This is a genomic window from Streptomyces lasiicapitis, assembly GCF_014646335.1.
Lineage (GTDB): Bacteria > Actinomycetota > Actinomycetes > Streptomycetales > Streptomycetaceae > Streptomyces > Streptomyces lasiicapitis.
In genome coordinates this window covers 47,619-72,790 of record NZ_BMNG01000015.1, presented here as the reverse complement: position 1 = coordinate 72,790, position 25,172 = coordinate 47,619, and the positions used below count along the sequence as shown (strand labels likewise).

Below are 25,172 nucleotides of genomic sequence, written 5' to 3'. Positions count from 1 at the left end.
TGGGCGCCTCCGGCATCAGCGTGACAGTGAAGAGTCCGCGCTGCGGTGTCTGGAACGGCGGTGTCGGCCTCGCCGACCTGAGGACGGGCCGCGAGGTCGTCGGCAATGAGCACAGCCGTATCGCCAGCAACACCAAGACCTGGGTGGCCACGGTCGTGCTCCAGCTCGTCGGCGAAGGCAAGATCAAGCTCGATGACTCCGTCGACCGTTATCTGCCCGGTCTGATCCGCACCGAGCACTATGACGGGCGCAAGATCACCGTCCGGCAGCTCCTGCAGCACACCAGCGGCCTGCCCGACTACCTCGAAGCGCCGTTCTGGGAGGACCTGGAAGCGCACCGCTGGGATCACTTCGAGCCCTTGCAGACGGTCAGGCAGGCGCTGAAGCTGCCCCCGCCCGAGGACAGGACTCCGGACGGCTTCTCCTACTCCAACACCAACTACAACCTGGCCGGACTGATCGTCCAGAAGGTCACGGGACGCAGTATCGGCGCCGAGATCAAGAAGCGGCTCATCAAGCCCCTCGCACTGCGCGGGACCTTCTGGCCCGGCGACCGGACCTCGCTGCCCAAGCCGGACCTGCGGGGCTACGTGGTGCAGCGCGGGAATCTGGTGGACAAGACGGCGTGGAACGTCTCCGCGGCCGACGCGTCGGGTGCGCTGGTCTCCACCAGTGCCGACGCGACCGCGTTCTGGACCGCGCTGTGGTCCGGGAAACTCCTTGCCCCGGCTCAGCTCGCCGAAATGAAAAAGACCATTCCGGATGATGCGGGCGAGGGTTACGGCCTGGGAGTCGAGCGCTATGAGCGCACCCCGGGCTTCGTCACCTGGGGGCACAGCGGCTATATGGAGAGCGGCCACAAATTCAGGAACGCCGTCACCGAGGACGGCCGCCGGGCCGTGACCCTCATGGTCGGCTCGGAAAGGTTCAACTCGGAAAAGGTGGATTCCGTCATCGAGAAACTCATCCACGACATCCGCTGACCGGTCTCTGCCCTATTCGGTGGCGCAAGGAAAGCGTGTACCGGCCAGGTTTACCAGAACTCCCGCCAACGCCGGTTGAGAGGGGCCCTTGCCCATGAAAACGCCATTTCCCGAGCCATCCGTTGAGGCAGCCCCCCACATGCCCGAAGAGACGGCGGTGTTCAGCTCGGACGGCACCAAGGACGGCGCCGCGGACGGCACATCCGTTCAGGGGCGCTCCCTGGGGCGGATCGCCTGGGAGCGCCTCAAGAGCGACAGGCTCGCTCTCGCGGGCGGCGTCGTCGTCCTGTTCCTCATCGTCGTGGCCCTGCTCGCCCCGGTGCTCGCCGGCCTGGTCGGCCAGGACCCCGAGACCCACCACGAGGACCTGATCAACCCGCTGTTCGGCACCCCGACCGGCTCCCTGGGCGGTATCAGCGGCGACCATCTCCTGGGCGTCGAGCCGGTCAACGGCCGCGACATCTTCGCCCGCATCCTGTACGGCGCCCGGATCTCGCTGCTCGTCGGCTTCCTTTCGGCCGTGGTCGCGGTCGTCCTGGGCACCGTCCTCGGCATCCTGGCGGGCTTCTTCGGCGGCTGGGTGGACACGGTCATCAGCCGCGTCATGGACGGCCTTCTCGCCTTCCCGCAACTGCTCTTCATCATCGCGCTGGTCTCCGTCATGCCCAACGACATGCTGGGCCTTACCGGATCGAGCGTGCGCGTCTTCGTGATGATCCTGGTCATCGGCTTCTTCGGCTGGCCCTACATCGGACGCGTGGTGCGCGGCCAGGCCCTCTCCCTGCGGACGCGGGAGTACGTCGAAGCAGCCAGGTCACTGGGCGCCGGGCGCTTCTACATCCTCTTCAAGGAACTGCTGCCCAACCTCGTCGCACCGATCATCGTGTACACGACGATGATGATCCCCACCAACATCCTCACCGAAGCGGCACTCAGCTTCCTGGGCGTGGGCGTCAAACCACCCACGGCCTCCTGGGGTCAGATGCTCTCGAGGGCGATCGACTACTACGACTCGGACCCCATGTACATGGTCGTGCCCGGCATGGCGATCTTCATCACGGTCCTTGCCTTCAATCTCCTCGGCGACGGCGTGCGGGACGCGCTGGACCCGAAGGGCTCCCGCTGAACTGCGGTGCCCTCAGCGGCCCGTGGCACTCACACGGTGTTTCACCTCAATTCCGGAGGATCCGAGATGGTGACTACCCAACGCATACCAGGGCGGCGCAAGCAGACCCTGGCCGCTGCCGCGGTGACCGCCGCCCTGCTGACCACGGCGGCGTGCGGCGACGACAAGGAGGACGCGGCCGGCTACGACGCCGCGAACAACAAGGTCCTCAACGCCAGTACCAAGAAGGGCGGTGAGCTGAAGTTCGCCGGTTCCCAGGACGCCGACTCCTGGGACACCACGCGCGGCTACTACGGCTTCGCCTGGAACTTCATGCGTTACTACAGCCGCCAGTTGCTGTCGTACAAGACCGAGCCCGGCAAGGCCGGCGCGGAACTGACGCCGGATCTCGCCACGAACGCCGGCAAGATCTCGAACAACGGCAAGACCTACACCTTCGAGCTGCGCGACAAGATCACCTGGGAGGACGGCAAGCCCATCACCTCCAAGGACATCAAGTACGGCATCGAGCGCCAGTGGGCGCAGGACGTGCTGTCCGGTGGTCCGGTCTACCTCAAGGACGTCCTCGACCCCGACGGCGAGTACCCGGGCCCCTACAAGGACAAGTCCGCCGACAGACTGGGTCTGAAGTCGATCGAGACGCCCGACGACAAGACGATCGTCTTCCACCTGCCGCGGGCCAACAGCGACTTCGCGCAGATGCTCGCGACACCGTCGGCCTCCCCGGTGCGCCAGGACAAGGACACCAAGTCCAAGTACGCCCTCAAGCCGTTCTCGAGCGGCCCGTACAAGTTCGCGTCGTACGCGCCGGGCAAGAGCCTGAAGCTGGTCCGCAACACGAAGTGGGCGTCCGCCTCGGACCCGATCCGCAGGGCGTACCCGGACACCATCAGCGCCAAGTTCTTCGCGAACGCCAATGACATGGACCAGCGCCTGATCAACGGCGACTTCCATCTGGACCTCAACCAGACCGGTCCGTCGCCGCAGGGCCGCACCACCGCCCTCAAGCAGCACAAGGGCAACCTGGACAACCCGCTCACCAGCTACATCCGTTACGCGGTCTTCCCGCGGAGCGTGCCGCCGTTCGACAACATCCACTGCCGCAAGGCCGTGATCCACGGTGCGGACCACGTCTCGCTGCAGAACGCGCGCGGTGGCCCGCTCGCCGGTGGTGACATCGCCACCAACATGCTCCCGCCGTCCGTGCCGGGCGCCGAGGGGCAGAAGTACGACCCGTACGGGATCGCCGGGGCCGCCGGCAAGAAGGGCAACGTCGAGAAGGCCAAGGAAGAGCTCAAGGCCTGCGGTCGACCCAACGGCTTCCGGACCACCATCGCGGTGCGCAACAACAAGCAGGTGGAGGTCGCCACCGCCGAGTCCCTCCAGGCATCGCTGAAGAAGATCGGCATCCGGGCCGAGATCGACCAGTACGACGGCGCGCAGACCGCCGGCATCGTCGGCAGCCCCGCCAACGTCAAGAAGAAGAAGTACGGCATCGTCATCGACGGCTGGGCGCCGGACTTCGGCACGGTCCAGGGCTTCGGTCTGCCGCTGTGGAGCAGCAAGTACATCCTTCAGAGCGGCAACAACAACTTCGCCCTGATCAAGGACAAGTCGATCGACGGACTCTTCGACTCCTACGTGAAGGAGCTCGACGAGGGCGGGCAGGCCAGGATCGCCAAGGAGATCAACCACAAGGTGATGGAGGGCGCGTACTACCTGCCCTTCACCTTCGAGAAGTTCCTCAACTGGCGCTCCCCGAAGCTGACGAACGCGTACACCACCGACGGCTACAGCGGTATGTACGACTTCGTCAACCTCGGCCTGAAGAACGCGAGCTGAGTCATGCTCGCCTACCTCATCAGGCGGCTGTTCGCCGCCGCGGTGATGCTGGTGGTCATCATCATGGTGGTCTTCTGCATCTTCTTCCTCGTCCCCGAGTGGGCGGGCGTCGACATCGCCTCCAGCTTCGTGGGCAAGCAGGCCGACCCGGCCGCCGTTGCGGCGGTGCGCGAGAAGCTCGGCCTGAGCGACCCGATATTCGTCCAGGTCTGGGAGTTCTTCAAGGGCATCTTCGCGGGCCGCACCTACGCGGCCGGCGGTGAGGTCACCCACTGCGCCGCGCCGTGCTTCGGCTACTCCTTCCGCAGCGAACAGGCCGTGTGGCCGGTGCTCACCGACCGCCTGCCGGTGACCCTTGGTCTCGCGCTGGGTGCCGCCGTGCTGTGGGTCGTCGTGGGCGTCGCGGCCGGTGTGCTGTCCGCGCTCAAGCGGGGCAGCCTGTGGGACCGGGGCGCGATGGTCGTCGCCCTCGCGGGTGTCTCCCTGCCGATCTACTTCACCGGCCTGCTCTCCCTTGCGGTCTTCGCCTTCGGCCTGAAGTGGCTCGACGCGCAGTACGTGCCGCTGGAGCAGAGCTTCACCGGCTGGCTCGGCGGCATGATCCTGCCCTGGATCACCCTCGCCTTCCTCTACGCGGCGATGTACGCCCGGATCACCCGGGCCACCATGCTGGAGGTGCTCGGCGAGGACTACATCCGCACCGCCCGCGCCAAGGGCCTGCGCGAGCACACCGTCGTCGGCAAGCACGCCATGCGCTCCACGATGACGCCGCTGCTCACCATGCTGGGCATGGACCTCGGCGCCCTCATCGGCGGCGCCATCCTGACCGAGTCGACGTTCAACCTGCCGGGCCTGGGCCGGGCGATACTGGACGCCACCAGGAACCAGGACCTGCCCATCGTCCTGGGCGTCACCCTGATCACTTCTCTCGCGGTGCTGCTCGCCAACCTCGCGGTGGACGTCCTGTACGCCGTGATCGACCCCCGAGTGAGGCTCGCATGACAGCCTTCCTGGACGTGCGCGACCTCAAGGTGCACTTCCCCACCGACGACGGCCTGGTGAAGTCCGTCGACGGGCTCAGCTTCCAGTTGGAGAAGGGCCAGACCCTCGGCATCGTGGGCGAGTCCGGCTCCGGCAAGTCGGTGACCTCGCTCGCCGTCATGGGCCTGCACACCGCCGGCCAGTACGGCAAGCGCAAGGCGCGGATATCGGGCGAGATCTGGCTGGACGGCACCGAACTGCTTGCGGCCGACCCCGACCACGTACGCAGACTCCGCGGGCGCGAGATGGCCATGATCTTCCAGGACCCGCTGTCCGCGCTGCATCCGTACTACACGATCGGCAAGCAGATCGTGGAGGCGTACCGGATCCACCACGACGTCGGGGCGAAGGCCGCTCGCAGGAGGGCGGTCGAGATGCTCGACCGGGTCGGCATCCCGCAGCCGGACAAGCGGGTGGACAGTTACCCGCACGAGTTCTCCGGCGGCATGCGCCAGCGCGCGATGATCGCGATGTCGCTGGTCAACAACCCCGAGCTGCTCATCGCGGACGAGCCGACCACCGCCCTGGACGTGACGGTGCAGGCACAGATCCTGGACCTGATCCGCGACCTGCAGCGGGAGTTCGGCTCCGCGGTCGTCATCATCACCCACGATCTGGGTGTCGTCGCCGAGCTGGCCGACGACATCCTGGTGATGTACGGCGGCCGCTGCGTCGAGCGCGGCCCGGCGGACGAGCTGTTCCACGAGCCCCGGCACCCCTACACCTGGGGCCTGCTCGGCTCGATGCCGCGGCTCGACCGCGACCAGCAGGAACGCCTCATCCCGGTCAAGGGCTCCCCGCCCTCCCTCATCAACCGCCCGTCCGGCTGCGCCTTCAACCCGCGCTGCCCGTACGCCGACGTCCCCAAGGACGACGTCACCCGCACGGTCCGCCCCGAGCTGACCGAGGTCGGCGGGCGGCACTGGGCCGCCTGCCACATGTCGGCCGAGCAGCAGAAGCGCATCTGGGCCGAAGAGATCGCGCCGAAGCTGTGAGCGAGAAACCGAGGACGCAGCCATGACGATTTCCGAGCGGAGCGACGGCCCCTCCCCCGCCCTCGTCCCTGCCAAGAAGCACGACGGTGAAGCCCTGCTGAAGGTGACGGGACTGCGGAAGCACTTCCCGATCAAGAAGGGCCTCTTCCAGCGGCAGGCCGGCGCCGTGCGCGCGGTCGACGAGCTGGACTTCGAGGTCTGGCCGGGTGAGACGCTGGGCGTCGTCGGCGAGTCCGGGTGCGGCAAGTCGACGATGGGCAGGCTGATCACGCGGCTGCTCGAACCCAGCGCCGGGACGGTCGAGTTCGAGGGCAGGGACATCACGCACCTCGGCGTCGGCGCCATGCGGCCGCTGCGCCGCGACGTACAGATGATCTTCCAGGACCCCTACTCCTCGCTGAACCCGCGCCACACCATCGGCACGATCGTCGGCGCCCCCTTCAGGCTGCAGCGCGTCTCGCCCGCGGGCGGCGTCAGGAAGGAGGTGCAGCGACTCCTGTCGGTCGTGGGTCTCAACCCCGAGCACTACAACCGCTATCCGCACGAGTTCTCCGGCGGTCAGCGCCAGCGCGTCGGCATCGCCCGCGCACTCGCGCTCAACCCGAAACTCGTGGTCGCCGACGAGCCGGTCTCCGCCCTCGACGTGTCGATCCAGGCGCAGGTCGTCAACCTCCTGGACGACCTCCAGCAGGAGCTGGGCCTGACCTACGTGATCATCGCGCACGACCTCTCGGTCGTCCGGCACGTCTCGGACCGGATCGCGGTGATGTACCTCGGCAAGATCGTCGAGCTGGCCGACCGTGACTCGCTCTACAGGGCGCCGATGCACCCGTACACCAAGGCACTGATGTCGGCCGTCCCGATCCCCGACCCCCGGCGCAAGAACGCCAAGAGCGGGCGCATCCTCCTCAACGGCGACGTGCCCTCGCCGATCTCTCCGCCGAGCGGCTGCCGCTTCCACACGCGGTGCTGGAAGGCCACGGAGCTCTGCGGGACGACCGAGCCGCCACTCCTTGAGGTGCGGCACGGCCGGCAGGTGGCCTGCCACCATCCGGAGAACGTCGACGACCCGGCTCCCCCGGACGCCGCGCTGCTCACGGCCACGAAAGAGGCCTTCGAGCGGCTGTGGACCGGGGACCCGGCCGGATCCGAGCCGATGCGGTGAGGAGCACCCATGGACGCCTTCACCCTCGGCGACCTGATCGACGTCGTCGGCAGCCCGCCCCTGCGGCTGCACACCACGCCCGCCGGACCTGACGTCCCGGTCACCGAGGTGCTGTTGTACGACGCGCACGTCCCGCTGGCCCATGCGCCCGGCGCCCTGCTGCTCGCGGTCGGCGTGCGGGCGGCCGACGCCGGGCCGCTGCTGCGGGCCGCGGCGGAAGCCGGGATGACCGGGGTCGTGGTGCGGGGCACGGACGTGCCGCCGGGCCTCCCCGGCGAGGCCGAGGCACACGGTGTGGCGGCGCTGGCCATCGACGAGGACACGGCGTGGCACCACGTGCACCTGATGCTGGCATCGGCGATCGGCGGCCAGCCCGCTCAGGGCGGTGGTCTCGCGGACCTGTTCGCGCTGGCCGACGCGATCGCGGCGGCGACCGGCGGGGCGACCACCTTGGAGGACCCGCGCCAGCGGATCCTGGCCTACTCCACCGTCCCCGGCCAACCGGTCGACGAGGGCCGCCGCCAGGGCATCCTCGGTCTTCAGGTCCCCGGCAGCCCGGAGAACTCGGAACAGTACCGGTCGGTGTTCGCCTCGCTCGGGCCGGTGCGGCTGCCCCCGCTCACCGCGGGCGACCTGCCCCGGCTCGCCATCGCGGTGCGGGCCGGTGGGGAGACCCTCGGCTCGATCTGGGTGGTCGACGGCGGTACGCACGCGCCGGACGCCGAGGACACCCTGACCCAGGGCGCGTCCACGGCGGCGCTGCTCCTGCTGCGCGCCCGCGCGGCCCAGGAACTGACCCGCCATCAGAACACCGACCTGCTGCGCCGGTTGCTCGACGGTTCGGCGGACGCCTCGGCGGCGGCGCACCGCCTGGGCCTCGACGCGGTCCGCGTGGCCGCGTTCATGCTGGACTTCGCGGCGAGCGCGCCGGACACCGAGCGCACCTCCCTCCGGCTCCTCGACGTCGTACGCCTGCAGTGCGAGGCCCGCAACGGGCGGCACGCGTGTGTGCTCCTGGACGGGGTGGTGTACGCGTTGCTGTCTGTGCCCGGGGCGCGCGGGCCGCGGGAGCGGGAGACGGTGACGGTCCACCAGCAGCACCGGCAGTTGGCGCAGGACATCGTGCGCCGGGCCGGGCGGTCGCTGCGGGTGCCGGTGCGGGCGGCGCTCGGCGGGGTGGTGCCGGACCTGAGTGGTGTGGCGGACTCGCGTGCGGACGCGGATGTGGTCCTGCGGCTGCTGCACGACGCGCTGCCGGTGGCCACGGTGGACGAAGTGCGGCCTCGGGTGACGCTGCTGCGGCTCTCCGAAGTGATGCGGGAGCGCCGGGAGTTGAGCGTGGGTGCCTGGCGGCATGTCCTTGCGGCGGACGCCGAGCACGGCACCGAGTACGCCCGCACCCTGGTGTCGTGGTTCGACGCGAGCTGCGACGTGGCGAGTGCGGCCAAGGCGCTCTCCGTCCATCCCAACACCTGCCGCTACCGCCTGAAGCAGGTCGGTCGGCAACTCGGGATCGACGTCGATGACGCCGATGAACGGCTGGTTCTGTGGCTGCAGTTGAGGACGCTGGCGGGGCTCTGCGGTGTCACGCCACCGTAGAGACCCCGCCGCCCCTCAGGCCACACTCCACAAGTCGCTCTACGGGGCCCAGCAGCGCCGCCGGCGTTTGGAGGAGCGAGGGGTCCGTGCGGTCACTTCATCTTGCACAAGGTGGCGTCGACGAGCCGGTCTGTGCGCTTGTCGCGGTCTTCCTTGTTCAGGTTGGTGGAGCGCATCACGATGACTCCCTTCTTGCCCTTGTCGATGAAGCCGTTGGCGTTCAGATGACCGATGGTGGTCCCGCCGTGGCCCCAGGCGCCGCCGCCGCAGCTGAGCTGTGTCCAGAAAATGCCGAGCCCTGCTTTCATGGGCGCCGCGTCGCCCTCTTGAGGGGTCGGCACCGTCTTCTGCATCTGCGCCAGCTGCTTGGGCCCCAGCAGCTTGCCGCCGAGCAGGGCCTGCCAGAAGCGCGTGAGGTCCTTCGAGGTGGTGATGAGATCGCCCGCCGAGCTGCCCCAGGTCATACTCATCCTGGTGCTGTCGACCAGTGGGGCGCCGGGCTTGAACTGGTGATAGCCCTTGGCGTGCGGCCGAGGAAGACTGGTGCGCGTGCCCGCGGAGAACGTGTGCTTGAGGCCGAGGGGTTCGATGATCCGGGCACGGACCTCGTCGCTCCAGTGACGGCCCGTCACCTTCTCGATGATCATCCCGGCGAGTATGTAGCCGGTGTTGGAGTAGCTCCAGCCCTTGCCGGGCTTGAAGGTGGGCGGCTTCTGCAGGGCCATGTCGACCAGTTCGCGCGGCTGGTAGCGGTCGAAGCGGTGCTTCTGGAACCGGTCTCCGTCGAGGATGGGCAGGCGCTGGATGTAGTCGGGCAGCCCGCTGGTGTGCTGCAGCAGTTGGCGCACGGTGATCCGGCTGCCGTCGTTGCCGTTGCCCTTGACCACTCCGGGCAGCCAGTCCTCGACGGTGTCGGTGAGTCGCATGCGGCCTTCGCCGACCAGTTGCAGCACGACGGTCGAGACGAAGGTCTTGGTGTTGCTGCCCATTCGGAAGTAGCCCTGGCGCGGCACCGGTCGGTCGGTGCCGAGTTCGGCGGTGCCGCTGCGCACGGAGCTTCTCCCGTGACCGTTCACCAAGGTGGCCTCGGCGCCCACCAGTCCGTCCTTGCGGACGACGTCGTCCAGGCCCCGCTGGAGGTCCGCCCGGCCGGAACCGGCCGCTCGGACGTCCGACTGGGCGGCCCATGCCGTGGACATCGGCATCGCCAGTGCCGCCGTGGCGGCGACTGCCGCCACGGAGCCAAGGGCGAGACGGCGGCGCGTGGAGGCGGAGTTTCGTAGCTGCGTCATGGTGGTTCCTCGTATGCCTTGGAGGCCGTTCGAAGCAGGCAACTCCCTTGCTAGCAAGGTGTGTTGTGATGTCGAACGGTCGGCCGGACGGTGTGTCCGGCCCAAGATCATTCACCCATGGGAGTGCGCTGGGTGACCATGACGGAGCCCCCCTGGCGGGAGGTATGGACAGCCCCACCCTTGTGGGGGTGGGGCCAGGGGTACGACGTAATCCGAGCCCTGAACTTGCCCTACCGCTCCAAGCGCCACCGGGTATGCCAGGTCAGGTCACGCCGTGCCGGCAACGTGTGCGAGTCGCGACGCTGATCGCCACTCAGCTCGACGCAGAGGATCTTCGGCATGGCGCGCCGCCTCCCGCATCCCGGTCGTACACAGCTACAGTTCGTTGCCCCCACAGCACCAGCAACTCCCCCCACACGACTGCACCTTGTACTCACGTACGCCTGTCCGTAGCTCCATCGGAAAGGGAACGCCAGCCGTGTCCAAGCATCACCGTCTCAGACCCGCAGCCGTCGCCTCGGCGGCCGCTGTCGTCGTCCTCGCGCTCGGGTTCACCGGCGCTGCCCACGCCGCCGCGCCCGCCACGGCCGCCAGCTCCGCAGGCCGTGTCGGCGACGACCCGGACCAACCCGACAACCCCCTCTACGACGCTCCCGAGAGCTTCCACGTCGCATCCGGCCGTGAAGCCGTCTCCCTGTCCTGGAGCAAGCTCTCCGCGGCCACCGCCTACGAGGTGTACCGCGCCGAGGCCGAGGGAACCGGACCGGACGACGTCGGTCCCTACGCGCTGCTCGCCACCGTGAGCACGGATTCGTACGTCGATGACAACGCCGACGGCGACGTCGAGTACGCCTACAAGGTCCGCGCCCTGGACAACGCCAGCCACGTCTCTCCCTACACCGAGCCCCGCCGCGGCACCCGGGACACCGTCGCGCCGTTTGCGCCGCGGGACCTCACCCGTGTGCGCGAGGACGAGCGCGGTGTGACGCTGACGTGGCGCAGCGGTGACTCGGACGCGGTGAAGTACGTGGTGTACCGCGCCGAGAGCCCCAACGCCCCGCGCACGAAGGTCGGTTCGACGACATCGCTCACCTTCCGTGACACGAAGGGCGAGCCGGGTCTGACGTACGTGTACGAAGTGAGGGGAGTCGACGCCGTGGGCAACGAGTCCGGGGCATCGAATGGCGTGACGGGCACCAAGTCCGTCACCTCAGCCACCGCGCCCAAGGCCCCCGCTGCCAGTCCGCCCTCTCGCCAGAGGTAGCGGCCACGCCGTCCGCCTGACGGACGAGGGGCCGGGAGACCGCCGTCCTCCCGGCCCCGGTGTGGTCGACAGCCCTTCGCCGTGAACCTAGTGCTGGCACAGGTTGGTGGGGACGGGCCGGCCGATCCCACCGGTGTGCACGCCCGTGGGCCAACACAGGTGCGAGGGGCTGGAGGCGCTGTTCGCTCCCGGGAGCACGGCGCCGCCATCATCGCCACCAAGCGCCCCTGACCGGACGCGGCCACCTTCCCCATACGGCGGGCCCGCCTGCTGCCGGGCGCGTACGACACGGTTCCGTTGATCTCCGAGGTCGTTGTCCGCACCGACGACCACCGTCGGCGCAGCGTGCGAGCGGGCCCCGGCATCCGGCCGGAGCCCGCTCGCTGGTGGTCTCCGGTCAGGACAGGCGCCGGTAGCGCCGCTTGGCGGTGGCGCCGTTCGGGCCGTGGAACACCGCGTCGAAGCCCTCGTCATCGATGCTGTACACGACCGTGGTCTCGGATTCGCCGCCTTTGCGCTGCAGGATGATGCGGTTCCCGTCGCGGCGGGCTATCCCCTTGGCCTGGCGGTCGTCGCCGTACCCGTAGTTCGTGACGAACTCCTGGCCGAGGGTGAACTGCAGGACGGACGCCTTGGCGGCAACGGTGCTCGTGAACGTGTAGTGGTCGCCTTCCTGCACGATCTTCACCGTCTGCGGGTCCGACGCCAGCACCTCCCGGGTCGCCGCGTCGACCCTGATCGACTCCAGGTACTTGTCGTACCCCTCACTGCTGACCGGCTCGTACGTTCCGGAGAAATCGGTGAAAGCTCCGCCTGCCATACGGTCCCCTCCATCGCGATCATCAGAGCGCGGCGCCCGGGCTGAACGCCGCTCGCCATGATCCAGGAAGACCACCTGCGCCCGGGCGGAAACAGTCGAACGCGGAAACAGTCGAACACCGACCAGGAGCCGCACCTCGCTCACCGCAACTCCCCCTGGGTCACTTCGGGTTCGGGCCGAGGCCGGAGCTTCCACTCGGGACGGTAGCGAGCGCGGCGTTCGGGATTCAGGCCCCGTAGCGCTCGGGTTTCGGAGTAAGGCCCAAGCCGTCTACGAGTGGTGGGGATACGAGAAGATCGGCGGACAGCAGCCCTTCGCCGGCTCCCCCGGGTTCACTGCCATGCTGCGTTTCCTGCGCCGACCTCCTGGCCGTCCCCCCGCCGCGACCGGATCACTGCGGCCGGTGGCGCTGCTGGCGCTCGTACTCCGCCCAGTCCTGTGGCGGATATGTCGCCTGCGGAGCGGCGAGGGCGACGTCGACTGCGAGCCCGAGATCCCCGCCGAAGAAGCCGTCGAGGCCGCGGATCATCTCCAGCGCCCGCACGGTGGCCTCCCCGAGTGGACGTGCCATGCGGTCGAGGCCGGAGGGCACCCCCACCGGCTTCATGCGCGCCATCTTCACCGCGTGATCGGCCCGCGAATCCAGGCCGAGCGAAATGAACCCGGCGGCCAGGGCGACGTGTTCGAGCGCCGTGCTCACACCCGTGGACAGATCACGCAGTCCATGCAGCGTCTGCTGAGGGCTGCCAGCACTGTGGTCCCCGTCCCGGACTCGATCGTGCTGCTGCTCCAGGCGTTCCCGCTCGCCCTTGAGCAGGGCCAGAGCCTCGCTCAGCACGCGGCCGGCGCGGCTCAGCTCGGTCAGGTCATGAATCATCGTGCGTCCCTCCCGTCAACTGCCGCGACTCTACGGCTATTTAGCACGCGAGCACGGGCTGTAGCCCACAGCAGACCCGTTGTAGTGACGGGCGGTCACGTGTGCTCCCTCGGAACGCCTTGCCTACGGATGAGGACGCCGTAGCCCAGGGCTGTCGGCACAGTGATCTCCGGTAGAACGGTCGGGCCGACGTTCTCGTTCCTCAACCGGAGCAGTTGTGAGACGGACCGCGCCGTGGAATCAGGCAGCCCTCTGGAGCGACGGCCGTCGAGCACGAGGCGAACGTGGACGGCCGTGACGGTACCGCGCGTCCGGCGCGTGATGCCGGACTCGTCCGCGAGGGCTTCCAGCCGTCGGACCAGGAAAGCCCGGCCCTGAACCACTGCGGCTCCCGGCGCCAGTTGAGCGGAATCGCGCAATGCGTTCATGAGGTCCTGCAGTGAGTCGTCAGACGACGCGGAAGCCAGGAGGAGCTCTGGATCCTCCAGGGGCAGTTCCGCAGCGGCGGCCTCAGTCTCCGCCCGCGCTTCCGCCGCCAATTCCGCGAATTCCATCTCCGCTACTCCTCCACGAAGCACCTTGAGCCGATCCATAAGAGCCCTGGTAGCCATCGGGGTCGGCGAAGGTGAATGTCCGGCCGAAGGGGCCGTCGATCGGTGCGGAGACGATCGTGTGGCCGTCGGCGGTGAGCGCGTCGTGGATGGCCTGGACGTCGGTGGCGTGGAGCCAGATCGCGGCACCGATGCCGGGCTGGGCGACGGATGCCAGGTCGGTGCCGGGAATGACGTCGCCGCCTCGGAAGGCCCGGCTGGCCCCGTACGCGTGTGGGTACTGGGCCTATTCGCCGCCGTCCGCGGGACACAGCACGAGGTAGCCCTGGTGCGGGCTGGGTGACCAGGGCAGGCGATTTCCGAAGAGGGCTTCGACGAACGGGGTTGTGCGGTGGTAGACGTACACCGAGCTCTCCACACCCGCGATCTGCGGGGTGTCGATGAGCAGGGGAATGTCGGCGAGGAAGTACCGCACCGCCTCATTGACCTGAGCCTCGGTCGGCTCCCCCGGCATGCGGTGGGCGAGGACGCAGCGCGAGGCGTTCAGACACATGTCGCGGAAGGCGAGGTCGGCGGTGAACCAGTGCTGGGCCTGCCGGTACAGGCGCTGGAAAGCCTCGTTCGCCCGCAGGTGCTCCCAGTCGAGCAGACACAGCTCGGTGTCCTCGCGCCCGGTGGCGTCGAAGAGCCCGTCCCGGATGCGATTGCGCATCTTCAGCCCGTTCTCGTGCGCCCGCCTTCTGGCTTTGTCCGCGGGCATCCCCAAGGCGGTGAGGGTGTATTGAGAGGGGACGTCGGGGAGGTGGAAGTGGACCCGTTCGAAGCGGGGCAGCGCCCATTGGCACAGGTCTGCTACACGTGCTCGCTTGAAATAGGAGTTGAACGGGCTGACCCCGACGCAGGCGTGCTGGGCCAGCTCGGCGAGAGTGCGGCAGTTGGCGGTGAGTGGTGCGGCGGTGAATTTCCCGTGCCCGCCGAGGAGTGTGTTCCAATTGGCCATCACCTGCGAACTCTAGACATCGAGTGGTCGGCGCGGCGGCGGTGCCGGGCCGCTGCCCCTCGCAACGCGTATGCGTGGGAAAGCCGTTCGGGGAGAACGGAGCGGTTCAGTACGGACCGGATTGGGTGAGGTTCTCGAAAGTGTCGGCGAGCTTGGTCCCCGGGCAGCCCTCGCCGCGGGCCCGACCGGGGTACTTCACTCAGTCCGCACCCGTTGACGACTCTCCCAAGCGTCATTACTGTCCGCCTCGAACCTTCGACTCACCGACCGCTGTTCGATATTTCGACCCATGGGAGCGCTCCCAGCCCTGGTACGCCCACAGTGCCCGCCGGGCGGCACGCGCCCCGGCGGACGGACGACCGTACTCGACGAGGAGCTGAGGAGTTGCAGATGACGCGCAAGGACCCATCCCACACGACCGCTTGGTGGCAACACCGCAGGCGGACGGCGGTGTTCGCCACGGTGACCGCTCTGCTGGCGACACTCCTCGCCGCCATCGGCGCGACCGGCACGGCGCGGGCGGCCACGGTGGATCCGAACGGCTGGTACGTGCTGGTCAACCGGGCCAGCGGCAAGGCGCTCGACGTGTCGGGCGCGAGCACCGCCGACAGGGCGTCCGTCCAGCAGTGGACCCGCTACGACGGGGCTAACCAGCGATTCCAGTTCGTCGGCTCGGGCGACGGCAACCACCGGCTCAAGGCGCAGCACTCCGGCAAGGTACTCGACGTCCACAACTACTCCACCGCCGACGGGGCGGACGTCGTGCAGTGGAGCGACCTCAACGGCACCAACCAGCAGTTCCGGCTCGCCGATTCCTCGGACGGATACGTCCGGTTGATCAACCGCAACAGCGGCAAGGCCCTCGAGGTCCAGGGTGCCTCCACCGCGGACGGCGCCAAGGTCGTGCAGCACTCCGACCGGGGCGGGGCCAACCAGCAGTGGCGACTCGTCCGCGTCGGCAGCGGCAGCGGCGCGCTGCCGTCGACGTTCCGGTGGTCCTCCAGCGGCGTCCTGGCCGGTCCGAAGCCGGACGCCCAGCACCCGCAGGCCCTGGCGATCAAGGACTTCTCCGTCGTGCGGCACAACAACCAGTGGCTGACGTTCGCGACGACCGCCAGCCCCTCCGGCTGGGGTCTGGTGCAGTTCAACTTCGACGACTGGCCGAAGGCGGCCTCCGCGCCGCACACCTACCTCGACACCTCGCCCATGGGCCCCGGCTACCGGGCCGCGCCGCAGGTGTTCTACTTCGCGCCGCAGAACCTGTGGTACATGGTCTACCAGACCGGTCCGCCCACCTATTCCACCAGCACCAACCCCGCCGACCCGCGCTCCTGGTCCGCGCCGCGCACCTTCATCTCCGAGGAACCGCAGATCGTCAAGGACAACAAGGGCGACGGCACCTGGATCGACTTCTGGGTCATCTGCGACACCACCAGCTGTCACCTGTTCTTCAGCGACGACAACGGCCACATCTACCGCGCCCGGACCAGCCTCGCGAACTTCCCCAACGGATTCACGGACACGCGCATCGTGCTGTCGGACAGCAAGTTCAACCTGTTCGAGGCGACCAACGTGTACAAGGTCGCCGGCAGCGATCAGTACCTGCTCCTCCAGGAGGCCATCGGCTCCTCCGGCCGACGCTACTTCCGCTCCTTCACCTCCACCGGCCTCACCGGCAGTTGGGCGCCCCTGGCCGCCACCGAGAACGAACCCTTCGCCGGCCGCAACAACGTCACCTTCCCCGGCGGCACGTGGACGCAGGACATCAGCCACGGCGAGCTGGTCCGCGCCGGCAACGACCAGACCCTGACCATCAATCCGTGCCGACTGCAGTACGTCTACCAGGGCATGGACCCCGGCGCCGGGGGCGACTACCTCCGCCTGCCGTGGCGGATGGGCCTGCTCACCCAGACCAACTCCACCTGCTGACCACCCTCGACACAGGAGCCGCTCATGTCCCCCACCCCTCCCTTACGCCGCCCCGGACGCCTTTCCGCGATCGCGCTGTCGGGTTGCCTCCTCGTCGGCGGCCTCCTGACCGCGCCCACCGCGACAGCGGCCCCCGCAACCACCGCCGTGCGCGTCAACCAGCTCGGCTACCTGCCGGACGGTCCCAAGCGCGCCACCGTGGTCACCACGGCGACGCAGTCGCTCACGTGGCGGTTGCGCGACGCGTCGGGAAAGGTGGTCGCCTCCGGTGCGACCGTCCCGCGCGGCGCCGACACCCCCTCCGGGCAGGCCGTCCACCTGGCCGACTTCTCCTCGTACCGGAGGTCCGGCTCGGGATACGTCCTGGCGGTGGACGACAGCGGCAGCGTGCCCTTCGACATCCGCGCGAACCTCTACGACGGTCTGCGCTCCGACGCGATGGCGTTCTTCCACCACCAGCGCAGCGGCGTCCCCCTCGCCACCTCCCTGGTGGGCTCCGCCTACGCGCGCCCCGCCGGACACCTGGGTGTCGCGCCCAACAAGGGCGACACCTCCGTCCCGTGCCAGGCCACCGTGTGCGACTACACGCAGGACGTCAGGGGCGGCTGGTACGACGCGGGCGACCACGGCAAGTACGTGGTGAACGGCGGCATTTCGACCTGGCTGGTGGTCAACTCCTTCGAGCGGGCCAAGCGGGCGGGCAAGGACGCGGCGCTCGGCGACTCGACCCTGCGCATCCCCGAGCGCGGCAACGACACACCCGACGTCCTGGACGAGGCGCGCTGGGAGCTCGACTTCCTGATGCGGATGCAGGTGCCCGCGGGCAAGCCGTATGCGGGCATGGCGTTCCACAAGGTCCATGACGCGGCCTGGACCGGCATGCCGATGCGCCCCGACCAGGACGCCGAGGTCCGCGAGCTGCACCGTCCCTCCACGGCGGCGACCCTCAACCTCGCGGCAGCCGCAGCTCAGTGCGCCCGGGTCTTCAGGCCCTACGACGCCGCGTTCGCCGACCGCTGCCTGTCGGTCGCCCGCCGGGCGTGGACGGCGGCCCGGGCCAACCCGGCCCTGTACGCGCCGGATTCGGACAGCACGGGCGGCGGTGCCTACGGCGACTCCCAGGTCACCGACGAGTTCTACTGGGCGGCCGCCGAGCTGTACGCCACGACCGGTGAGGGCGGCTACCGGGACGCGGTCACCGGCTCCACCTGGCACACCTCCCCCACCGCCTTCTCGGCCTACGGGTTCGGCTGGGCGGACACGGCCGCGCTCGGCCGGCTCACCCTGGCCACCGTCCCGGGCGGCCTCCCCGCAGCCGACCGGGACCGAATCCGGGCCTCGGTCACGGCAGCCGCCGACGGCTACCTGTCCCGGATGGCCGCCCAGCGTTACGCGGTGCCCGTCCCGGCGGACGGCTACTTCTGGGGCTCCAACGGCCAGGTCGCGGGCGACGCGATCGTCCTGGCCGTCGCGGGGGAACTGACCGGCAAGGAGCGCTACCGCACCGGCGCCCTGGAGACCATGGACTACCTGCTCGGCCGCAACGCCCTCGGCCAGTCCTACATCACCGGCTACGGCGAGACGTCCTCGCGCAACCAGCACCACCGCTTCTGGGCCCACCAGTTGGACGCCTCGCTGCCGCACCCTCCGGCGGGCTCGCTCGCGGGCGGCCCCAACAGCGGGCTCCAGGACCCGGTGGCGGAGGAGAAGCTGAAGGGCTGCGCGCCCGCCGCCTGCTACATCGACGACATCGGCTCGTACTCCACCAACGAGGTGGCGATCAACTGGAACGCCCCGCTGGCCTGGCTCGCCGCCTACGCCGCGGAGCGGACCACCACCGGCTGACCACCGGTCGGCCGGGCCCGGGCGGATGATCCCGCCCGGGCCCGGCCGCCGTCGCATCGGCGTACCACCACTACGGCGAACTCACCGGCGTGTCCTACGGTGTTCCGGAAGACATCCGGAGTTCTTTCGGGTGGAGGTGTCGACGGAGGTGGGGATCATGGCCGGGGCAGGCGCCCAGCGCAGGACAGCCACGCAGGGCCCGGAGGGGCCGGCCAAGGTGACGATCACCGAGATCGCGCGGGAGGCCGGGGTGTCCGTACCCACTGTCTCGCGTGTGGTCAACGGGCGCTCCGACGTCTCGCCCGCCACCCGGGCCCGGGTCGAGGACCTGTTGCACCGGCACGGCTACCAGCGCCGGCCGGGGGCGCCGGGTGACCGGGCGGCCCTGCTCGACCTGGTCTTCAACGACCTGGACAGCCCCTGGGCCGTGGAGATCATCCGGGGCGTCGAGGAGGTCGCGCACGAGGCGGGCGTGGGCACCGTGGTCTCCGCGATCCACGACCGGGCGGGTGCGGCGCGGCAGTGGATGACCAATCTGCGGGCCCGCGCCTCCGACGGCGTGATCCTGGTGACGTCGGTCCTCGAGCCCGGTCTGCACGAGGAACTGCGGCGCCTGGGCGTGCCGTTGGTGGTGATCGACCCGGCCGGTTCACCCGCGACCGAGGCGCCGACCGTCGGCGCCACGAACTGGGCGGGCGGGATGGCCGCGACCGAGCATCTGCTCGCGCTCGGGCACCGGCGGATCGGGTTCATCGCGGGCCCGCCGCGGCTGCTCTGCTCGCGGGCCCGGCTCGACGGTTACCGGGCCGCGCTCGACGTGGCGGGCGTACCGGTCGAGGACGTGCTGATCGTGCCCGGGGACTTCTATCACGAGTCCGGATTCACCGGCTGCGGCAGGCTGTTGGACCTCGCCGCGCCGCCCACCGCCGTCTTCGCCTCCAGCGACCAGATGGCGCTCGGCGCGATCGAGGCGCTGCGCAGGCGTGGCCTTCGGGTGCCCGAGGACATGAGCGTCGTCGGCTTCGACGACCTGCCGGAGGTCCGCTGGTCCGCGCCGCCGCTCACCACCATCCGCCAACCCCTGTCCGAGATGGGGAAGTTGGGGGCCCGCACCGTCCTCGACCTCGCGCGCTCCGTCGAGCCCGCGTCGCCGCGCGTCGAGCTGGCGACGGAACTGGTGGTCAGGGCCAGTACGGCGGCTCCGCGCGGCGCGTAGCGCGTCGGCGACCATCCCGGGGGTGTCAACGGCCCGTTTTGTTAAGGCCGTTGACACCCTCGTCTCGTGTCCGTAACTTCCGTGACCGTCTCCCGATAATTTTCGGAATACTTCCGGAAGGTGTGCGATGCGAGCTGTCGAGCGAGGCGCCCAGACGCCGAGCACCATCCCCGCCCTCAACCGCCGCGGGTTCCTCGCCGCGACCGCCGCCGCCGGCCTGGGCGCGACGGCGCTCAGCGCCTGCTCGGACTCCGGTTCCGGCTCCACGGACAGCTCGGGGCGGACCGTGGTGGAGTGGTGGAACATCCAGACCACCGAGCCCTCGAAGAGCCTGTGGCCCAAGCGGGCCAAGGACTTCGAGGCCGCCCACCCCGACGTGCGCATCAAGCTCGTCACGCTGGAGAACGACGCGTACAAGGCGAAGATGACCGCGCTCACCAGCTCCGGAAAGCTTCCGGACATCTACCACACGTGGGGCGGCGGCGTACTCCAGCAGCAGATCGACGCCGGACTCGTGGAGGACCTCACCGCATCCGTGAAGCCGTGGTCCGGCACCCTGGTCCCCGCGTCCAGGGCACCGTACGAGTTCGACGGGAAGACCTACGCGGTGCCCTTCGACATCGGGGCCGTGGGCTTCTGGTGCAACAAGGCGCTCTTCAAGAAGGCCGGCATCGCCGCCCCGCCCTCCACCTGGGCCGACTTCCTCGACACGGTGCAGAAGGTCAAGGACGCCGGGATCACGCCCCTCGCCCTCGCCGGCAAGGAGAAGTGGCCCGGCATGTACTACTGGGCGTATCTGTCGATGCGCACCGCAGGCGTCGACGGGATGCAAAAGGCCATCGACGGCAAGGACTTCACCGGCGACCCCTTCGTCGCCGCGGGCCGCCACCTCAAGGATCTGGTCGGTCTCGATCCCTTCCAGAAGGGCTTCCTCGGCGCCGGCTACTCCACGCCCAACGGCGAGGCGGCCACCATGGGCAACGGCAAGGCGGCCATGGAGCTGATGGGCCAGTGGGCGCCCGTCGTACAGGCCGACGCCGGCAAGGGCATAGGCGACGACCTGGGCTTCTTCCCGTTCCCCGCCGTCGCGGGCGGCAGCGGGGCGGCCACCGACGTGTTCGGCGGCGGGGGCGGCTACGCGGTGCGCAAGGGCGCCCCGGATGCGGCAGCCGAGTTCCTGAAGTTCTTCATGACGGCCGAATCCGACCGCATCCTGGTGACCAAGGGCGCCCTGATGCCGGTCGTCAAGGAGGCCAGGAGCGCGCTCACCGACCCCAACCTCAAGGCGGTCTCCGACACGCTCGGCAAGTCCACCGGCTTCCAGCTCTACCTCGACCAGGCCCTGCCGCCGGCGGTCGGCCAGGAAGTGAACGACTCCGTCGCGGCCCTCATCGCCGGGTCCAAGTCGCCGGAGCAGGTCACGCGTTCTATCACCCAGGTAGCCAAGAGCCAGTAAATGACGACGACTTCGACGCACACACGCGACGAGCACCCGCCGCTCGCCAAGGAGCCGGGCGTCTCCCCGCACAACAGGCGCCCGCGGCGCCGCCGGGTGCGGGAGTGGCTGACCGCCGTCCTCTTCACGGTGCCGGCCCTCGCCCTGTTCGGGCTGCTCGTCCTGCTGCCGATCATGTACGCGCTGTACGTCAGCTTCTTCAACTGGGGCGGCTTCGGGGCCCCTTCGGACTTCACGGGCCTCGGCAACTTCAGCCGTCTCCTCGACGACCCCGTCTTCCTCGGGGATCTGTGGCGCGGCCTGCTCCTCGTCGTCCTGTCCCTCGCACTCCAGTTGCCGTTCGCCCTGGCGATGGCTGTCCTGCTCAACCAGAAGCTGCGCGGCCGCGCCTTCTACCGGATGCTGTTCTTCGCCCCGTACGTCCTGTCCGAGGTCATCACCGGCATCCTCTTCGGCATGATCTTCGCGCCCGACGACGGGCTCGCGGATGAAGTGCTCGGCTCGATCGGCCTCGACGCGCTCGGCGGACTGTGGTTCGCCGGACAGGACACCGTGCTGCCGACGCTCTTCCTGGTCATGATGTGGAAGTACTTCGGCTTCCACATGATGCTCTACCTCGCCGGGCTCCAGGGCATCCCCGCCGAACTGCACGAGGCCGCCCGCATCGACGGGGCCGGACCCTGGCAGCGCTTCCGCCACGTCACCCTGCCGCTGCTCGGCCCCACGATCCGGATGAGCGTCTTCCTGTCGGTCATCGGCGCCATCCAGCTCTTCGACCTGGTGTGGGTGGTCACCCAAGGAGGGCCCGACCACCACTCCGAGACGATGGCCGTCACCCTCTTCCAGTTCGGCTTCAAGCGCTTCCAGGTCGGCTACGCCAGCGCGATCAGCATCGCCATGTTCCTCATCAGCCTCGTCTTCGCCCTCGCCTACCAGCGCTTCGTGCTGCGCCGGGACACCGAAGGAGCCCTCACCAACATGCGATCCGCCCGATGACGGCCCCCGCACCGCGCCGCAGGCTGCGCTCCGTCCCCCTGTACGTGACCGTCTGGGTGGTCGGCGTCGTCATGGTGACGCCGCTCCTCTACGCGCTCGTCTCCGGCTTCAAGTCCACCGATCAGCTCTCCAGCAACACCTTCGGCCTGCCCTCGCCCTGGGTGACGTCGAACTACACGGAGATCCTGAGGTCCGGCACCTTCTGGCGGTCCATCGGGTCCTCCACCCTGATCGCCGTCGGCACGACCGTCCTCACCGTCGGCACGGCGGCCCTCGCCTCCTTCGCGCTGGCCCGATTCGTGTTCCGTGGGCGGGAGTTGCTGTTCACGCTCTTCACGATCGGCCTGATGTTCCCGTTCGCCGTGGCCATCCTGCCGCTGTTCATCCTGCTGCGCACCTTCGGGCTGCTCGACAACCCGTGGGGGGTGATCCTGCCGCAGGCCGCGTTCGGGCTGCCCCTCACCATCGTCATCCTGCGGGGCTTCTTCCGGGAGATCCCCGGCGAACTGGAAGAGGCGGCCACCCTCGACGGCTGCTCCCCGTTCGGCTTCTTCTGGCGGATCCTGCTGCCGATGGCCCGGCCCGCACTCGGCACCGTGTCCGTCCTCGCCGTGGTGGCGAGCTGGAACAACTTCCTGCTGCCGCTGCTCGTGTTCAGCGACCAGACCTGGTGGACCATCCCGGTCGGCGTACAGCAGTACCAGGGCCAGTACTCCGCCGACGTCGCCCGCGTCTTCGCCTACCTGATCCTCGCCATGGTGCCCGCGCTCGCCTTCTACGCGGTGGCCGAACGGCAGCTCATCGGCGGCATCACGATGGGCGCGACCAAGGACTGACGCCGCCTGCCCCGACCCACCCACGTTCACAGCGCACTTGAGGAGTTCCATGGTCGAGCCATGGCAGGACACCACCCTGTCCGCCCACGTCCGGGCGGCGGATCTGCTCGCCCGGATGACCACCGAGGAGAAGACCGCTCAGCTCTCCAGCGTGTGGCTGGGGGCCGAGCCCGCAGCCGGCCAGGCCGTCGACGTGGCACCCGGCCAGCACGAGTACGCCGCCCGCAGCGCGGCCCTCGACACCCTGCTGCCGTACGGCCTCGGCCATCTCACCCGCCCCTTCGGCACCGTGCCCGTCGAACCGGCCGAGGGCGCCGCGCGGCTCACCGCACTCCAGCGGACGATCCGCGCCGGCAACCGGTTCGGCCTGCCCGCGCTCGCCCACGAGGAGTGCCTGACCGGGTTCACCGCATGGCGGGCCACCGTCTTCCCGACCCCGCTCGCCTGGGGCGCCACCTTCGACCCGGCCCTGATCACCGAGATGGCGCGGGCCATAGGCACGTCGATGCGCGCCGTCGGCATCCACCAGGGACTCGCGCCCGTCCTCGACGTCGTACGCGATCCGCGCTGGGGCCGCACCGAGGAGGCCATCGGCGAGGATCCGTACCTGGTGGGCACCATCGGCACCGCGTACGTACGGGGCCTGGAGGCGGCCGGGATCGTCGCCACCCTCAAGCACTTCGCCGCGTACTCCGCGTCCCGCGCCGCCCGCAACCACGCGCCCGCGTCGCTCGGCCCCCGCGAACTCGCCGACGTGATCCTGCCCCCGTTCGAGATGGCGGTGCGCGACGGCAGAGCCCGCTGCGTGATGCCCGCCTACAACGACATCGACGGCCTGCCCGCTCACGCCCATGCCGGGCTGCTCACCCAACTCCTGCGCGAGGAATGGGAGTTCACCGGGACTGTGGTCTCGGACTATTACGGCGTCTCGCTGCTCGAGGAAGCGCACCGGGTCGTCGACGGGGAAGGCGGAGCGGCTCGGCTCGCCCTCGCGGCCGGTGTCGACGTGGAACTGCCGGCGGCCCGCTGCTTCAGCCCCGCGGATCCGCTGCCCGAGGAACTGCTCGACCGGGCCGCGCTGCGCGTCCTCACCCAGAAGTGCGACCTGGGCCTCCTCGACGCCGACTGGGACCCTGCCACCGGCGACGCCTCCGTCGACCTGGACCCCCCGCACCTGCGGGAGCTGGCGCGGCAGGTGGCCGAGGAGTCGGTCACCCTGCTCGCCAACGGCGCCGGGGTGCTGCCGCTGAGCGACGGAACGCGCATCGCGCTGCTCGGTCCGCTCGCCCACGAGCAGGCGGCCATGCTCGGCTGCTACACGTTCCCGCGGCACGTCGGCGTCCACCACCCCGACCTGCCGACCGGAGTCGAGGTTCCGACGCTCGCCGAGGCCCTTCGCACCGAACTGCCAGGCTCCGTGTTCGGCGATGACCCGGCGGCCGCCGATGTCTGCCTCGCCGTCGTCGGGGACCGGTCGGGTCTGTTCGGGCGCGGCTCGTCGGGCGAGGGCTGCGACGCCGAGGACCTTCACCTGCCCTACGGACAGGCCGAGTTGCTCGACGCGGCAATGGCCTCCGGCAAGCCGGTCGTCATCGTCGTCCTCAGCGGCAGGCCCTATGCCCTCGGCCGCTGGGCGGAGCGGGCGGCAGCCGTCGTCCAGGCCTTCTTCCCGGGGCAGGAGGGCGGCCCTGCCGTCGCCGGAGTCCTGTCCGGGCGTGTCGACCCGTCCGGCCGCCTGCCCGTCGGCGTACCCCGCAGCCCCGGCGGCCAGCCCGCCCCGTACTTGGCCCCGCCGCTCGGCCGGCACGGCTTCCCCAGCACCGTGGACCCCACACCGCTCTACCCGTTCGGCCACGGCCTGTCCTACACGACGTTCACCTGGGACACCCCTCAGTGCGACGCCCCCGAGCTGGCCACCGACGGCGAGACCACGCTCCGGCTCACCGTCCGCAACGCGGGCGACCGCCCCGGCACCGAGGTCGTCCAGCTCTACCTCCACGACCCGGTCGGCACCGTAGCCCGGCCCGAGGTCCGGCTCGTCGGCTACGCCCGGGTCCCGCTCGACGCCGGGGCCTCGGCCGAGGTGCACGCCACGTTCCCGGCCGACCTCGCCGCGTACACCGGCGCGGACGAACGCCGCGTCGTCGAACCCGGCGCCCTCGAACTGCGCGTCGCCGCGTCCAGCGCCCACGTCCACCACACCGTGCCGCTCACCCTCACGGGCCCGGTACGGGAGGTCGGGCACGAGCGCCGGATGCGGTGCGAGATGCGCGTGAAGTAAGCAGCCCGTCAGTTCAGCGCAAGGTCAACCGCACGTCCCCACACCACAGTTGAGGAGA

Annotated in this window: 20 protein-coding genes and 1 pseudogene; 15 read left to right on the top strand and 6 right to left on the bottom strand. The window is 69.6% G+C overall.

All coding sequences use genetic code 11. From position 1 onward, the window contains the following. Positions 1-20 precede the first annotated feature (20 nt). From IEY91_RS30590 to IEY91_RS30560, 7 genes are all read left to right on the top strand, one after another. Complete coding sequence (locus IEY91_RS30590; RefSeq protein WP_189176441.1) at positions 21-983, top strand: serine hydrolase domain-containing protein; 963 nt, start codon at positions 21-23, stop codon at positions 981-983. A gap of 94 nt (positions 984-1,077) precedes the next feature. Next, on the top strand, positions 1,078-2,109 hold the full coding sequence (locus IEY91_RS30585; RefSeq protein WP_189176440.1) for an ABC transporter permease: 1,032 nt from the start codon (positions 1,078-1,080) through the stop codon (positions 2,107-2,109). A gap of 69 nt (positions 2,110-2,178) precedes the next feature. Further along, positions 2,179-3,951: an ABC transporter substrate-binding protein gene (locus IEY91_RS30580; RefSeq protein ID WP_189176608.1), complete on the top strand. Its 1,773-nt coding sequence runs from the start codon at positions 2,179-2,181 to the stop codon at positions 3,949-3,951. A gap of 3 nt (positions 3,952-3,954) precedes the next feature. Next, positions 3,955-4,953: an ABC transporter permease gene (locus tag IEY91_RS30575; RefSeq protein WP_189176439.1), complete on the top strand. Its 999-nt coding sequence runs from the start codon at positions 3,955-3,957 to the stop codon at positions 4,951-4,953. Next, on the top strand, positions 4,950-5,987 hold the full coding sequence (locus IEY91_RS30570) for an ABC transporter ATP-binding protein (protein ID WP_229697317.1): 1,038 nt from the start codon (positions 4,950-4,952) through the stop codon (positions 5,985-5,987). Before IEY91_RS30575 ends, IEY91_RS30570 begins: the two co-directional genes overlap by 4 nt. A 22-nt stretch (positions 5,988-6,009) precedes the next feature. Further along, positions 6,010-7,152, top strand: coding sequence for an ABC transporter ATP-binding protein (locus IEY91_RS30565; RefSeq protein WP_189176438.1), 1,143 nt, complete (start codon positions 6,010-6,012; stop codon positions 7,150-7,152). Between the two features lie 9 nt (positions 7,153-7,161). Then, positions 7,162-8,751: a PucR family transcriptional regulator gene (locus IEY91_RS30560; RefSeq protein WP_189176437.1), complete on the top strand. Its 1,590-nt coding sequence runs from the start codon at positions 7,162-7,164 to the stop codon at positions 8,749-8,751. Positions 8,752-8,843: 92 nt separating this feature from the next. On the opposite strand, the gene IEY91_RS30555 is transcribed toward IEY91_RS30560, so the two are convergent. Next, on the bottom strand, positions 8,844-10,043 hold the full coding sequence (locus IEY91_RS30555) for a serine hydrolase domain-containing protein (protein WP_189176436.1): 1,200 nt from the start codon (positions 10,041-10,043) through the stop codon (positions 8,844-8,846). Between the two features lie 478 nt (positions 10,044-10,521). On the opposite strand from IEY91_RS30555, the gene IEY91_RS30550 reads away from it, so the two are divergent. Further along, positions 10,522-11,307: a fibronectin type III domain-containing protein gene (locus tag IEY91_RS30550; protein WP_189176435.1), complete on the top strand. Its 786-nt coding sequence runs from the start codon at positions 10,522-10,524 to the stop codon at positions 11,305-11,307. A 397-nt stretch (positions 11,308-11,704) separates the two neighbouring features. Here the strand turns inward: IEY91_RS30550 and IEY91_RS30545 are convergent, their stop codons facing one another. The 5 genes and pseudogenes from IEY91_RS30545 to IEY91_RS30525 all read right to left on the bottom strand — a co-directional run bounded on the left by IEY91_RS30545 (position 11,705) and on the right by IEY91_RS30525 (position 14,555). Beyond that, positions 11,705-12,127 carry a lipocalin/fatty-acid binding family protein gene (locus IEY91_RS30545; RefSeq protein ID WP_189176434.1) on the bottom strand — a complete coding sequence of 141 codons (423 nt, stop codon included), beginning with the start codon at positions 12,125-12,127 and terminating at the stop codon, positions 11,705-11,707. A 391-nt stretch (positions 12,128-12,518) separates the two neighbouring features. After that, entirely contained in the window at positions 12,519-13,004 is a 486-nt protein-coding gene (locus IEY91_RS30540; RefSeq protein ID WP_189176433.1) for a hypothetical protein, read from the bottom strand. A gap of 95 nt (positions 13,005-13,099) precedes the next feature. Next, positions 13,100-13,558: a hypothetical protein gene (locus tag IEY91_RS30535; protein WP_189176432.1), complete on the bottom strand. Its 459-nt coding sequence runs from the start codon at positions 13,556-13,558 to the stop codon at positions 13,100-13,102. Between the two features lie 46 nt (positions 13,559-13,604). Beyond that, positions 13,605-13,793: pseudogene (locus IEY91_RS30530) on the bottom strand (VOC family protein); the annotation flags it as partial. Between the two features lie 48 nt (positions 13,794-13,841). Then, on the bottom strand, positions 13,842-14,555 hold the full coding sequence (locus tag IEY91_RS30525; protein WP_189176431.1) for a tRNA-dependent cyclodipeptide synthase: 714 nt from the start codon (positions 14,553-14,555) through the stop codon (positions 13,842-13,844). Positions 14,556-14,945: 390 nt separating this feature from the next. Between IEY91_RS30525 and IEY91_RS30520 the strand changes: the two genes are divergently transcribed. The 7 genes from IEY91_RS30520 (at position 14,946) to IEY91_RS30490 (ending at position 25,114) form a co-directional block, all read left to right on the top strand. Then, on the top strand, positions 14,946-16,484 hold the full coding sequence (locus tag IEY91_RS30520) for a non-reducing end alpha-L-arabinofuranosidase family hydrolase (RefSeq protein ID WP_189176430.1): 1,539 nt from the start codon (positions 14,946-14,948) through the stop codon (positions 16,482-16,484). 24 nt (positions 16,485-16,508) lie between these two features. Further along, the gene (locus tag IEY91_RS30515; protein WP_189176429.1) at positions 16,509-18,329 is read left to right on the top strand and encodes a glycoside hydrolase family 9 protein; all 1,821 of its coding nucleotides are present in this window, start codon (positions 16,509-16,511) and stop codon (positions 18,327-18,329) included. A 157-nt stretch (positions 18,330-18,486) separates the two neighbouring features. Next, complete coding sequence (locus tag IEY91_RS30510) at positions 18,487-19,545, top strand: LacI family DNA-binding transcriptional regulator (protein WP_189176428.1); 1,059 nt, start codon at positions 18,487-18,489, stop codon at positions 19,543-19,545. Positions 19,546-19,672: 127 nt separating this feature from the next. Continuing rightward, positions 19,673-21,001, top strand: coding sequence for an extracellular solute-binding protein (locus IEY91_RS30505; RefSeq protein ID WP_189176427.1), 1,329 nt, complete (start codon positions 19,673-19,675; stop codon positions 20,999-21,001). After that, on the top strand, positions 21,002-21,997 hold the full coding sequence (locus IEY91_RS30500; RefSeq protein ID WP_189176426.1) for a carbohydrate ABC transporter permease: 996 nt from the start codon (positions 21,002-21,004) through the stop codon (positions 21,995-21,997). Beyond that, positions 21,994-22,833, top strand: coding sequence for a carbohydrate ABC transporter permease (locus tag IEY91_RS30495; protein ID WP_189176425.1), 840 nt, complete (start codon positions 21,994-21,996; stop codon positions 22,831-22,833). The genes IEY91_RS30500 and IEY91_RS30495 overlap by 4 nt, the downstream gene beginning before the upstream one ends. A 49-nt stretch (positions 22,834-22,882) precedes the next feature. Then, positions 22,883-25,114 carry a glycoside hydrolase family 3 N-terminal domain-containing protein gene (locus IEY91_RS30490; RefSeq protein WP_189176424.1) on the top strand — a complete coding sequence of 744 codons (2,232 nt, stop codon included), beginning with the start codon at positions 22,883-22,885 and terminating at the stop codon, positions 25,112-25,114. The last annotated feature ends 58 nt before the right edge of the window (positions 25,115-25,172 follow it).